General features: G+C 29.4%; 8 protein-coding genes and 1 other annotated feature. All 8 genes read left to right on the top strand.

The features are described from left to right. The first annotated feature begins 73 nt into the window (after window positions 1-73). On the top strand, window positions 74-3,478 hold the full coding sequence (gene addB / locus NT01CX_RS01825; RefSeq protein ID WP_011721326.1) for a helicase-exonuclease AddAB subunit AddB: 3,405 nt from the start codon (window positions 74-76) through the stop codon (window positions 3,476-3,478). Then, the gene (addA, locus tag NT01CX_RS01830; protein WP_011721327.1) at window positions 3,466-7,176 is read left to right on the top strand and encodes a helicase-exonuclease AddAB subunit AddA; all 3,711 of its coding nucleotides are present in this window, start codon (window positions 3,466-3,468) and stop codon (window positions 7,174-7,176) included. Before addB ends, addA begins: the two co-directional genes overlap by 13 nt. A 37-nt stretch (window positions 7,177-7,213) precedes the next feature. Then, the gene (locus NT01CX_RS01835) at window positions 7,214-8,179 is read left to right on the top strand and encodes a 3'-5' exoribonuclease YhaM family protein (RefSeq protein WP_080347080.1); all 966 of its coding nucleotides are present in this window, start codon (window positions 7,214-7,216) and stop codon (window positions 8,177-8,179) included. A 173-nt stretch (window positions 8,180-8,352) separates the two neighbouring features. Then, window positions 8,353-8,603 (top strand) — a binding site (T-box leader). 50 nt (window positions 8,604-8,653) lie between these two features. Beyond that, window positions 8,654-9,640, top strand: a complete 987-nt coding sequence (locus tag NT01CX_RS01840; protein WP_011721329.1) for a bile acid:sodium symporter family protein — start codon at window positions 8,654-8,656, stop codon at window positions 9,638-9,640. 48 nt (window positions 9,641-9,688) lie between these two features. Next, entirely contained in the window at window positions 9,689-10,759 is a 1,071-nt protein-coding gene (locus NT01CX_RS01845) for an iron-containing alcohol dehydrogenase family protein (protein WP_011721330.1), read from the top strand. A gap of 65 nt (window positions 10,760-10,824) precedes the next feature. Continuing rightward, complete coding sequence (locus tag NT01CX_RS01850) at window positions 10,825-12,558, top strand: M3 family oligoendopeptidase (protein ID WP_011721331.1); 1,734 nt, start codon at window positions 10,825-10,827, stop codon at window positions 12,556-12,558. Window positions 12,559-12,642: 84 nt separating this feature from the next. Further along, window positions 12,643-13,245 carry a rubrerythrin gene (gene rbr / locus NT01CX_RS01855; RefSeq protein ID WP_011721332.1) on the top strand — a complete coding sequence of 201 codons (603 nt, stop codon included), beginning with the start codon at window positions 12,643-12,645 and terminating at the stop codon, window positions 13,243-13,245. Window positions 13,246-13,438: 193 nt separating this feature from the next. Next, window positions 13,439-14,878 carry a glycogen synthase GlgA gene (gene glgA / locus NT01CX_RS01860; protein WP_011721333.1) on the top strand — a complete coding sequence of 480 codons (1,440 nt, stop codon included), beginning with the start codon at window positions 13,439-13,441 and terminating at the stop codon, window positions 14,876-14,878. Window positions 14,879-14,899: the final 21 nt, after the last annotated feature.

Below are 14,899 nucleotides of genomic sequence, written 5' to 3' on the forward strand. Positions count from 1 at the left end.
TTTATAATATTACTATGGTATAATTATTAATAGAATATATGTTCGAAATAAAAATAAAAGTTGGTGAAAATAGATGAGTTTTAGGTTTATATATGGTAGGGCAGGAAGTGGAAAAAGTAAATTTTGCATAGATGATATAGAAAAAAGATTACAAGAAGATACAAATAAACAACTTATATTGATTGTGCCAGAACAGTTTTCATTTCAAGCTGAAAAGAGTGTAGTAGAAAAGGTTAAAGGTACAGGAATAACTAATGTAAAAGTAACTAGTTTTGAAAGAATTGCTTATGATGTATTTAATGAAGTTGGAGGGTCAACTCATAAGATTATAAATTCTTCAGGAAAACTTATGCTTATATTTAATATAATAAATAATTTAAAAGATGAACTTAAGGTATTTGCAACTGCTGCAAATCAAGAGGGGTTTGTAAATAATATATCTGATATTATTACTGAATTGAAAAGATATGACGTTACAGCGACAGAACTTAGAGCTACTTTAAATCTTATAGAAGATGAATTTTTAAAGGATAAGATAAATGATATAAGTTATATATTTGAACAATTTCAAGAAAGCCTTCACAAAAATTATATAGATTCTGAAGATGAGCTTACTTTATTATATAGAAAAATTGATACATCTAAAATGTTTGATGGGGCAGAAGTATGGATAGATGAATTTAGTTCATTTACTCCCCAACAATATAAAATTTTAGAAAAACTTATGGAAAAGGCAAGTAGAGTAAATATAACTTTATGTATGGATTACTATAGAGTTATAGACGGTACTGATGTTTTTGCCCCAACAAAGAGAACGGAAGAAAAATTAAGAGAAATCTTAAAAGAGAAAGATGTTAAACTTGATAAGCCTATTATTTTAAACAATGATGATGTAAATAGATTTAAGGATAGTAGTGAGCTTAAATATTTAGAAGAAAATTATTTTAAGTATCCATATAAACCGTATGATAAGACAACTGACGATATAAAGATTATAAGAGCATTAAATCCTTATTCAGAAGTTGAAAATATAGCAAAAGAAATAGCTAAAATATCAATGGAAAGTAACATAAGATACAGGGATATTGCAGTTATAACTAGGGATTTAGAAGGGTACGAAAAAATAGTAAAAACAATTTTTGATGAATACGAAATACCTTACTTTATAGATAAAAAGAAAGAAATAGATGATAATCCTCTTATTGTGCTTATAACATCAGTTATAGAAATATTTAATAAAAGTTGGTCTTATGAGGCTATGTTTAGATATTTAAAAACAGGGCTTTCAAATGTTTCAAAAGAAGAAGTGGACTTATTAGAAAATTATGTTTTAGCCTATGGTATAAGAGGAAAGAAAAAGTGGCAATCTCCTTGGGAATACGGAAATGAGAACATATTAGAAAAAATAAATGAAATTAGAATTAAAGTTTCAGAGCCTCTTATAAAATTTTCATCAAAACTTAAAGGAAAGAGTAAGGCTGATGAAATTTGTAGTGCAGTATACAATTTTTTATGTAGCATAGGAGTAAATGAAACCATTGAAAAATGGGTTTATAAGTTTAAAAATGAAGGAAATCAAGCACTGGCGAAAGAGTATAGTCAGATTTGGAATATGGTAATTGAACTTTTAGACCAAGTAGTAGAAGTCTTTAAAGAAGAAGAGTTACAACTAAAGGATTTTGTAAAGATTTTATCACTTGGATTTAAGGATTATAAAATGGGACTTATTCCTCCATCACTAGATCAAGTTTTAGTATCTGATGTTGAAAGAGTTAGAACTCATGAGATTAAACTTCTATATATAATAGGAGTAAATGATGGAATATTCCCTGCTGTTTCTAAGGATGAAGGAATACTTTCAGATAGTGACCGTGGAAGCCTAAAAAAAATAGGAATAGAAATTGCAGAAGACACTAAATCAAAAGCATTTGAAGAACAATATTTAATATATAGAACACTTACAACAACTCAAAAGTATTTGAGAATATGTTATTCAATTGCTGATTATGAAGGAAAGGCACTAAGACCATCAATTATAGTAAGTAGATTTAAGTCATTGTTTCCTAAAATAGCAGAGGAAAGTGACAACATAGCTATGGATTATGAGGAAGAAAATATAGATCTTATATCAAGAGAAATTCCTACTTTTAATAATTTAGTATCAGTTTTAAGAAGAGAAGATAATAAAGTAAAAGTTAGTCCATTTTGGAGTGATGTTTATAAATGGTATAGTGAAAATCCTAGATGGAAGGAAACTTTAGATACTGTATTTTCAGCAATATCATATACAAATGCTGTGGATGATATAAGCGAAGAAAAAATAAGAAAAATGTACGGCAATAAATTATATTTAACAGTTTCTAGACTTGAAAAATATGCACAATGCCCATTTGGATATTATATAAAATATGGATTAAAGGCAAAAGAAAGAAAGATTTTTGCACTTACACCACCTGATTTAGGTACATTTATGCACAATGTTATTGATGAATTTTCTGAAGTTGTGGATAAAAGTGGGTTTAAGTGGTATGAAATAGAGGATAAGTGGTGCAAAGATACAGTATCAGAGATTGTGGATAGAAAAGCAGAAGAATCAGCTGGAGGAATTTTCACAAGTTCAGCAAGATATAAATACTTTACCGAAAGATTAAAAAGAGTTTTAATAAAGACTATTTTAGTTATTATAGAACATTTAAAGAGAAGTGGATTCCAGCCAATAGGACATGAAGTTGGCTTTGGAAATGATGAAAAATATCCACCTATAGAAATTGAACTTTCAAGTGGAGAAAAAGTTAAGTTAATTGGAAGAATTGATAGAGTAGATAAACTTGATATGGAAAAGAAAGATTACTACAGAATAATTGATTATAAGTCAGGAAATAAAGACTTTAGTTTATCTGATGTGTATTATGGATTACAACTTCAACTTTTAACTTATTTAGATGCAATACTTACAAATGAGGAATTAAAAGATAGAGAAGAAGCACTTCCAGGGGGAGTTTTATATTTAAAAATAGATGATCCTATAATAAAGGGAAAGAGAAATCTTTCAGAGGAAGAAATTCAAGATGAAATAATGAAAGCTTTAAAAATGAAGGGACTTCTTTTAGCAGATGAAGAGGTTGTTAAAGAAATGGATAGAAAAATTGAAGGAAATTCTCTTATAATCCCTGCAAGAATAAACAAAGATGGTAGTCTTGGAAAGTCATCAGTTGGTACAGAAGAACAATTTAGACTTTTAAGAGAACATGTAAAAAAGAACCTAATTAAAGCTTGTGAAGATATGTTAAAAGGTGATATTAAAATAAGACCAATTAGAAGTAAAAATGCAGATGCTTGTACATATTGTCTGTATTCTTCTATATGTGAATTTGATACTAACTTTGAAGATAATGAATTTAAAGTTGTTCAAGAGAAAAAGGATGAAGAGGTTTGGGAATTATTAAGAAAAGAGGGGGAAGAGTCTTGGGAGAAGTAAAGTGGACTAAAGAGCAACAACAGGCTATAGATGTACATGGCTGTAATTTATTAGTTTCAGCAGCAGCAGGTTCGGGAAAGACAGCAGTGCTTGTTGAAAGAATAATAAAAATGATAACAGATATAAAAAATCCAGTGGATATAGATAGATTACTTGTTGTGACATTTACCAATGCAGCAGCATCTGAAATGAAAGAGAGAATCGGAAAAGCCATTGGAAAAGAATTAACTAAACATCCAAAGTCAAAACAACTTCAAAGACAACTAACACTACTAAACAGAGCTAGTATAACAACTATACATTCATTTTGTCTTGAAACTATAAGAAATAATTTTCACTATATAGACTTGGATCCAAACTTTAGAATTGGTGATGAAACGGAAACTGTGCTTTTAAAAGGTGAAATTATAGAGGGGATTTTTGAAGATTTATATGAACCTGAAAATTGTACACAGGAATTTTTAAATTTAGTTGAATTTTATAGTAGCAATAAGGATGATGTTGCCCTTCAAAATATAGTATTAAATTTATATGATTTTGTAATGAGTTCAAAAAATCCTAAAAAACAACTTCAGGATATGGCGGAACAATTTAATGTAGATGAAAGCTATAATTTTGGAGAGTCTAAATGGGCTAAGGTTTTAATGGATGATGTGGAATTGGAACTTAGTGGACTTAAAGATATGATGGAAGAAGCCTTAAAATTAATCAATGATACCAATGGACTTGATGCTTATTTAGAAGGATTTACAGATGAACTTTTAATGATTAATGATTTAATTTTAAATGCAAAAACATCTTGGGATAGCTTATATAATGGTTTATCAGAAGTTAAATTTGGAAGATTAAAAACTTGTAGAAATTGTGAAGATAAAAAAACACAAGAAAAGGTTAAAGACATAAGAAACAAGGTAAAAAAACAATTACAGGATGAGATAAAGAAGAAAATAACATCATACAGTACAAAAGAAATTGTAACGGATTTAAGAAATCTATATCCTATAATGAAATCCCTTTGTGACTTAGTAATAGAGTTTATGGATAGATATTCTAAGGCTAAAAAGGAAAGAGGAATTATAGATTTTAATGACTTTGAACATTTTTGTTTAGAGATTTTAGGTCATGAGGAAGTGGCATTAAAATTAAGACAAAAATATATTGAGATATTAGTGGATGAATATCAGGATAGTAACTATGTACAAGAGGCAATTATAAATTCTATAGCAAGACGACATGAGGAAACAGGAAATCCAATTAATGTGTTTATGGTTGGAGATGTAAAGCAAAGTATATATCGTTTCAGACAAGCAAAACCAGAATTATTTCTTAAAAAATATAATTCTTATTTAGAAGGAGAAAATGCAAAAGAGAGAAAAGTAAATTTATTTAAGAACTTCAGAAGTAGAAAAGAAGTTTTAGATGGGGTCAACTTTATATTTAAACAGATAATGTCTGAGAATATAGGGGAACTTGAATATGGAGATGATGAGGCACTATATTTAGGTGCTGATTTTGAACAATATGAGGATAAATCCCTTGTAGGTGGACCAATTGAACTTAATCTTATTGAAAAATCAAAAGATGAAACTAAAGAAGAGGAGAGTGAAGAAGAGGAGATTTTATCTAATATACAAGTTGAGGCAAGATTTGTAGCTAAAAAAATAAATGAACTTGTAAATCCTAAAATAGGAGAGCCTTTTAAAGTTTATGATAATGAATTAAAGGCATATAGAAATGTTGAATATAGAGACATAGTAGTGCTTCTTAGAAGTACATCAAATTGGGCTCCTGTATTTACAGATGAAATGAAAGAAAACCTAATACCAGCTTATGCTGATGTAGGAAACGGATACTTTGAAACTGTTGAAATAAAAACTATACTATCTTTACTTGAAATTATAGATAATCCAAGACAAGATATACCTCTTATTGCAGTATTACGTTCACCTATTGCATCATTTACACCAGAAGAACTTATAGATATAAGATTAGAAAACAAAGATGGAGATTTCTATGGTGGATTATTAAAAGTAGCAAGTAGTGAAGATAGAGATGATAATTGGATTTTGTTTAAAAGAAAATGTAATTCCTTTTTAGAAAAACTTAACTATTGGAGAGAAAAATCCATACATATGCCAATTGATGAATTTATATGGTATTTGTATATGGAAACGGGATACTACGGATATGTAGGCGCATTAGCTGGTGGAATGCAAAGACAGGCTAACCTTAAAATATTATTTCAAAGAGCTAGACAATATGAAAAAACTAGTTATAAAGGATTGTTTAATTTTATAAACTTTATAAACAGATTAAAGGTTAGTAGTGGCGATATGGGAAGTGCCAAAATACTTGGAGAAAATGATAATGTAGTTAGAATAATGAGTATTCATAAAAGTAAAGGTCTTGAATTTCCAGTTATTATATTAAGCGCCCTTGGAAAGAACTTTAACATGCAGGATTTAAATAAAAGAATACTTTATCATGATGAACTTGGCTTTGGTCCTGATTATATTGATTTAGATAAGAGAATCATATATGAAACTGTACCAAAATCTGCCCTAAAGAAAAAAATAAAATTAGAAAGCCTATCAGAAGAAATGAGAATACTATACGTTGCACTTACAAGAGCAAAAGAAAAACTTATTTTAACTGGTGCCGTAAATGATATTGAAAAATCTGCGAAAAAATGGTCTTATGCCCTTGAAGGGGAAGATTATAAACTTTCACAATATCAAGTTATGACAGGTAAAAATTATTTAGATTGGATATGTCCTGTTATTATGAGACATAAAGATGGTGAAGTTTTAAGGGAACTTGCAGGTATAGAGATTTTTGAAAAAGTTAATTTATTAAGTGATGAGTCTAGTTGGAAGATTACCACAGATAATATTAGTGGAATATTACAAAATGATGATGAAACTAATGAAATTATTTTAGAGGATATAAAGGAAATAGAAGATATAGAAGAAAGTAGTTCTTATTATGATGAAATCAATGAGAGGTTAAACTTTAAATATAAGTACATTGAATCTTCAAAATTACCAACATTGTTAACTGTTACTGAATTAAAAAGAATGAAAAATTCTAGTATGTACGAAGATTATTCAAGGGATATGTATACTCCCAAACTTGTGAAAAAACCTATGTTCATGGAAAAGGATAAAAAACTAAAAGGTGCAGAAAAGGGTACTGCTATGCATGCTGTAATGCAAAAGATTAATTACAGTGAAGAATTAACCATAGAGGATATAAATAGACAAATGGAGACTATGGTTGAAAAAGAATTTATTACAAAAGAGCAAGCAGATAGCGTAGAAGCAGAAAAAATATTAAATTTCTTTAAAAGTAATATAGGAAAAAGACTTTTAAAAGCTGAGAATGTAAGAAGAGAAACTCCTTTTCACATGGAATTAAAAAGCACGGAAATATATGAAAGCTTGCCAAAAGAAATATATGAAAATGAAAATATAATGATTCAAGGAATAATAGACTGTTATTTTGAAGAAGAGGATGGAATTGTTCTTTTAGACTATAAGAGTGACTATTTTAAAGAGGGGCAAGAGGAAGCTATAATAAAAAAATATAAAGTGCAAATAGATTATTACGCAAGGGCTATAGAAGAATTGACAGGGAAAGTAGTAAAAGAAAAATATTTATATTTATTTTATGGAGATAAAGAAGTTGAAATAAAGTAAATAATATTCTAAACTATAAATGCAAGGGGGAATAATCGTGGAGATACTAGTGAAACCCATAGAAGAATTTAAAGTAAATGACAAAATAGAGGGATTTTTTTTAATAAAAACTGCTGAATGTAGAACGGCTAGCAATAGTAAAAAATATTTAGATTTCACTATTGCAGACAAAACAGGAGAAATAAACGGAAAGTTTTGGAATTACAATGAAGGTGACGAGGAAGTTTACAAACCTAATACACTAATAAAAGTAAGAGGTAGTGTTACATTATGGCAAAATAATATGCAATTTAAAATAGATAGAATTAGATTGCCAAGAAAAAATGAAGATGTTAACATAGCAGATTTTGTGCCTTCTGCACCATATTCTCCAGAAAGTATGTATAAAGAGATGATGGATTTTGTATCTAAAATAAAGGACGAGGACATAAGAAACATAATAAATTATATTTTAGATGAAAATAAGCACAAAATAATGCACTTTCCAGCAGCTAAAAAAAATCATCATGCTATAAGATCTGGACTTTTATATCATACAACAACTATGCTTAAAGCAGGAGAAAAATTATCAGAAGTATATACTTTTATAAACACTGATTTATTGTTTGGAGGAGTAATACTTCATGATCTTGCAAAAATGGATGAAATGAATTCAAGTGAACTTGGAATAGTTGATGATTACACTATAGAAGGACAATTATTAGGACATATAATTGAAGGGGTAAAAAATATAGAAGTAGCAGCACAAAAAGTTGGTGCAGATAAAGAAGTTACAATGCTTTTACAACATATGATATTATCTCACCACTATGAACCTGAATTTGGAAGTCCTAAAAAACCAATGATACCAGAAGCACAAATGCTTCACTTTTTAGATGTTATGGATGCAAGTCTTTATGACATGAAAAAAGCAATTGGTGAAACAAATAGAGGAGAATTTTCAAATCCTGTATGGTCTTTAGATAAGAGAAAAATATATAGACCCGTAAGAGAAGATTTATAGAATTTTAAATTAATACCCTATTTACGCATTATTGTGTGTAAATAGGGTATTTTTAATATAATATTTTTACAGAGTGTGGTGTATTAAGTTAAAAAGTGAGAATTTTTTTTGAAAAAAAGCTATTGACATTAAGTGAAAATAATGTATAATAATTTTCAACAAAGAAAATGTTAACAAATGTTTTGATTGGGAAAAGTAGTGTTTTGGGGTAGTTACAGAGAGCTGTTGTTTGGTGGAAAACAGTACTAGGATAAACATGAAAATCACCCATGAACAGTCTACTGAAAGAATAATCAAGTAAGTAAGAACGGATTGACACTCGTTATTGTGTTCGGCATTGGAAGGATTTTTATCTGGAGATGTTTGAGGGGTTATGAAAATAACAATTAGAGTGGTACCGCAGAATATAAGTTTTGTCTCTTAAGTGAGATGAAACTTTTTTTTATACAAAAAAATAAAAAGGGGCGAAAAATTATGAAGTATTTTTACAAAGTAAGTGATTTTGCAGGAAGATATTTAGCATTATTAGTAATTATTGTAGCAGGTTGGTCACTGTTAAAACCTGAATTATTTTTACCAATGGGGAAGGTAAAAGTCTTAGGGCAACCTATTACAAGTTTATTACTTGGAATAATTATGTTTGGGGTAGGACTTACATTAAATTTAGGGGATTTTAAAGTTGTATTTACAAGGCCTAAAGAAGTTTTAATTGGATGTTTAGCTCAATTTACAGTTATGCCACTAGTTGCATTTTTTATTGCTAAAGCATTTTCTTTAGATCCATTTTTAGCAGTAGGACTTGTTTTACTTGGAACTTGTCCTGGGGGAACTGCAAGTAATGTAATGACATTTCTAGCTAAGGGAGATGTATCATTATCAGTAGCTATGACCATGGTATCTACTTTAGTTGCACCAATCTTAACACCAGTATTAACTTTTTTACTTGCAGGGCAGTGGGTTGAAGTTAATATGATGTCAATGCTTATAAGCATACTTCAAGTAGTTGTGGTTCCAGTTACATTAGGGATTATAGCTCATGGTTTTGTTACAAAAAATTCAGAAGTTTTGGATAAAATTTTAGTTTTAACATCAGTTTTAAGTGTACTTTTCATAATAGCAGTTAGTGTTGCACCTAATTCAAAGTCTTTAGTTAAGTCAGGGTTTGTAGTAATTGCTGCAGTATGTATACATAATTGGTTAGGATTTTTAATTGGATATGTTATTGCTAAAGTATCTAGTATGGATGATAAAAAGAAACGTGCAGTATCAATTGAAGTTGGACTTCAAAATTCAGCTTTGGCTGTTGGATTAGGAGCACAATTTCAAAATCCAATATGCTTGTTACCAGCAATTGTAGCCATGGTAGTACATCAGATATCAGGATCAATACTTGCAAGTTTATTTACTAGAAAAGATTTTGATACAGAAGTTGAAGATAATAAAGAATTGGCAAATGTTTAAATAATAAAAAGTTATATGGGTAAAAGATATTAATAGGGGGCGTTTAATATGGAAAGTAAGAATACATTTTTACCAAGTTATAGTATAGGGGAAGGGGCTTATAAGAATATTAAAAGAGTATGTAGTTTATATGGAAATAATGTTGTAATTATAGGTGGTAAAACAGCGTTATCAAAGGCTGAGAAAAAAATAAAAGAATCATTACCAGAAAAATTTAATGTTCTTGAAACTTTATGGTATGGTGGGGAGGCTACATTTGAAAATGCTGAACTGCTTGCAGAAAATGAAAATGTAAAAAAAGCAGATATGGTATTTGCAGTTGGTGGGGGTAAAGCCATTGATACTTGCAAAAGTTTATGTGAAGATTTAAATAAACCATTGTTTACCTTTCCTACAATTGCAGGGACTTGTGCTCCTGTAAGCGAAGTAAGTGCTATGTATTATAAAGATGGGGTATTTCGCTGTGCAAGAGGATATGATAAACCGCCAGTACATTGTTTTATAGATACTAAAATCATTGCAGAAGCACCAGATGTATATTTGTGGGCAGGTATTGGAGACACTTTGGCAAAGGCATATGAACCTGAGTTTTCTAGTAGAAATATTGTTTTAGATCATGCTAATGCTGTTGGAGTTTCTCTTTCTGTAATGTGTGGTGAACCTCTTAGAAAATATGGAAAAAAAGGTCTTGAAGACTGTAAGCAAAATAAAGTTTCTAGAGAGTTAGAAGAAACAGTACTTGGAATAATAGTAAGTACAGGTCTTGTATCAAATTATTTAAATTTAGATTATAACAGTGCTGTGGCTCATGCTATGTGCTATGGATTTACAACTCTTAAACAAATTGAAGAAAATCATTTACATGGAGAAGTAGTATCTTATGGGGTTTTGGTACAGCTTATGTTAGATAATAAATTAGAATTTATAGATAAATTACTTCCATTCTATAAGGAAGTTGGATTACCTACAAAACTTATTGATTTAGATGTAACTTTAGATGAACTTGATGGGGTATTAGAAAAAGCAGTATCTGTACCAGACTTAAATTCAGTTGCTTTTGAAGTTAATAAAGAAAATTTATATAAGGCAGTTTTAGATTTAGAAAACTATAATCAATAGGAATAAATAAAAATAATACCCCTAAAATATAAAATTACTTAATGACTTATAATTAAATAAACTTAATGGTAATATATAAATATAACAAAAAAGGGGGTAATTACCTGATTACGTTTAGTGAATATGAATATGTAAGACCAAATATTGATGAAGTAAAAGATAAGTTTAATGAACTTATAAGCAGATTTCAAAAAGCTAATTCCTTTGATGAACAAGATAGTATACTTGAAGAAATAAAACTTATAAGAAATGAAGTAGAATCTATGATGGAGTTAGTTTACATTAGAAATTCCATTAACACTGTTGATGAGTTCTACGAAAAAGAAAAAGAATTTATGGATGAGGTAAGTCCTATATATCAAGGACTAATTTCAGATTATTATAAAGTTCTTATTAATTCAAAGTTTAGAAGCAAGCTAGAAGAAAAGTGGGGAAAACAATTATTTAAATTAGCAGAAATGCAAATAAAGACATTTTCTCCAGATATAATTGAAGATCTTCAAGTAGAAAATAAATTAGTTACTGAATATGATAAGTTAAAAGCTTCAGCAAAAATAATGTTTGAAGGAAAAGAAAGAAATCTTTCTGAATTAGAACCATTTATGCAATCACAAGATAGAAGTATGAGAAAGAAAACTTATGAAGCTTATTCAAATTTCTTCAAGGAAAATGAAGCAAAATTTGATGAGATATATGATAAGTTAGTTAAAGTAAGACATAAGATTGCAAAAAAATTAGGATATAAAAACTTTGTTGAAGTTGGGTATATGAGAATGCAAAGATCTGATTATAATGCAGAAATGGTATCTACATATAGAGAACAAGTTTTAAAATATATTGTGCCAGTTGCTGAAAAATTAAAGAAAAGACAGGCAGAAAGACTTGGACTTAAAGAATTAAAATATTATGATGAACCAATAAAGTTTTTAACAGGAAATGCAGTTCCAAAGGGTGATTATAAGCATATTTTAAATAACGCAAAAACTATGTATAAAGAATTGTCAGAAGAAACTAATAAGTTCTTTAACTTTATGGTAGACCATGAGCTTATGGATTTGCTAAGCAAAAAAGGAAAAGCAGGTGGTGGATATTGTACTTATATCAGTAAGTATAAATCACCATTTATATTCTCTAACTTTAATGGAACTTCAGGAGATATTGATGTACTTACTCATGAGGCAGGTCACGCTTTTCAAACTTATTTAAGTAGAAGTCTTGAAATTCCAGAGTATGCTTTCCCAACTTCAGAAGCTGCTGAAATTCACTCAATGAGTATGGAATTTTTAACATGGCCATGGATGAATCTGTTCTTTGAAGAACAAGAACAAAAATATAAATTTGCTCATTTATCAGAAGCAATTACATTTATACCTTATGGTGTTACTGTAGATGAATTCCAACACTTTGTTTATGAAAATCCAGAGGTTACACCAGAGGAAAGAAAACTTGCTTGGAGAAAAATAGAGAAAAAATACTTACCTGGTAAAGATTACGAAGATAATGATTTTTATAATAGGGGAGGATTTTGGTTTAAGCAAGGACATATATTCCAAGTACCTTTCTATTATATAGATTATACATTAGCTCAAGTTTGTGCATTCCAATTTTGGATTAAATCACATGAAAATAGAGAAAATGCATGGAAGGATTATTTAGCGTTATGTAAAGAAGGGGGAAGTAAGCCTTTCTTAGAACTTTTAAAAGTAGCAAACTTAAAGAATCCTTTTGAAGATGGATGCATGAAAAAAGTTGTAGAGCCATTAGAAGAGTGGTTAGATAATAATAATATTCAAGAATAGAAATGAATAATGTTCCTTAATTAAACAGATAATAATTATTATAAAGGTAATTATTATCTGTTTTAATTTTAGGAGGAATTTATAATGGAACTTAAAGGCAGTAAAACTCTTGAAAATTTAATGAAGGCATTTGCAGGTGAAAGCCAAGCGAGAAATAGGTATACATTTGCAGCAGAAGTTGCTAAAAAAGAAGGATACAGTGTTATTGAAGGTGTGTTTAACTATACAGCAGCACAAGAAAAAGCCCATGCAGAACAATTCTTTAAATTAATTAAAAGAGCAGGAGAAACAAATGTAGACATTGCAGGTGGATATCCAGTAGATTTAAAAGACAATACATTAGATTTATTAAAAGATGCCGCACATAATGAAAATGAAGAAGCAGAAAATGTATATGTTGAATTTAGTAAAACAGCAAAAGAAGAAGGATTTGAAAGAGAAGCATATGTTTTTGCAGAAATAGCAAAAATAGAAAAAGTGCATCATGAAAGATTTAATAGAATTGCAACAGAACTTGAAAATAACAATCTATTTAGAAGAGATAACGAAATTGCATGGATTTGTAGCAATTGTGGATACATAGTTACAGGAAAAGAAGCACCACAAATTTGCCCAGTATGTCAATACCCTCAAAAATACTTCTTGCCATATTCAGAAAGCTTTCAATCAAATCAAAATAATGCATAATTAAAGGAATAAAATTAAAGGAATAAAATTAAATATTAAGTGCATATGTTAAAAGAGGTGATTATGTATATAATCACCTCTTTTGTAGTGCTTTTATAACATAATCTTACAAATGTATTATACATTTGGAGGGAAAAAGTGTTTTGTGTAGAATAATACTATTAAACCAAATAAAAGAAAAGAGGGGGAGCTTATGAATATATTATTTGCTACATCAGAAGCATTTCCGTTTATAAAGACAGGTGGACTTGGAGATGTATCTTATGCACTTCCTAAAGCGTTAAAAAGAAAAGGAACTGATATAAGAGTTATATTACCTAAGTACAGTTCAATACCACAGGAATATGCAGATAATATGAGGAAGGTAGCAGAGTTTACTGTGGGGGTAGGATGGAGAAGTCAGTATTGTGGGCTTTTAGAATTAGAAAAGGATGGAGTAAAATTTTATTTTATAGACAATGAATATTATTTTAAGCGAAATTCTGCTTATGCACAAATGGATGACGGCGAAAGATTTTCTTTTTTTTCAAGAGCTATTTTAGAATCTATAAATCATATAAGTGATTTCACACCTGACGTACTACATTGCAATGATTGGCATACGGCTATGACAATACCAATGCTAAGAGATCAATATTTTAATAATCCCAAATTAAATAACATAAAAACTGTTTATACTATTCATAACTTAAAGTATCAAGGAAGATTTGGAAAGGAGATTCTCTGGGAATTACTTGGATTTGGTGATGAGTATTTTTCAGAAGATAAGTTCAAATACTATGATAGTATTTCCTTTATGAAAGCGGGAATAGTATATGCAGATGCAATAACTACAGTAAGTCCAACATATGCGGAAGAAATAAAAACAGAATATTATGGTGAAGGATTAAATGGACTTCTACAAAGTAGATCAAAAGATTTATATGGAATATTAAATGGAATTGATACAGATGTAAATAATCCAAGCACAGATATGTTCTTATTTGATAAGTATGATGTGAATAACCTCGAAGCTAAGGCAAGAAATAAAGAAAAATTGCAAGAGATGCTACACCTACCTAAAAATAGAGACATTCCAATGATAGGCATAGTTGCTAGATTAGAAGAACAAAAGGGATTTGAACTTATTAAGGAAGTTATAGAAGAATTATTACAAGAAAATATACAATTAGTGGTGCTTGGAACTGGAGATCAAAGGTATGAGGATATGTTCAAGTTTTTTGCATGGAAATATCCAGACAAGTTATCAGCTAATATATATTTTGATGGAGGTCTTGCACAAAAGATATACGCAGCATCAGACATGTTCTTAATGCCATCAAGATTTGAGCCATGTGGAATAGGTCAATTAATAGCTTTAAGATATGGTAGTGTTCCAATTGTTAGAGAAACAGGGGGACTTAATGATACTGTATTTTCTTATAATGAATTTACTGGAGAAGGTAATGGATTTAGTTTCACAAGTTTTAATGCTAGGGATATGCTATATACTATAAAAAGAGCTATAGGTTTTTATTATGATAAAGATGTATGGAGTAAATTGGTTCAAAGGGGTATGAATGGAGATTACAGTTGGGAAAAAGCTGCTGAGAAATATATGAGGGTATATAGTAACATACTTCATAAATGGTAGATTAATGAAATTTTAGGAGTG

The sequence above is a fragment of the Clostridium novyi NT genome (assembly GCF_000014125.1).
GTDB classification, from domain to species: Bacteria; Bacillota; Clostridia; order Clostridiales; family Clostridiaceae; genus Clostridium_H; species Clostridium_H novyi.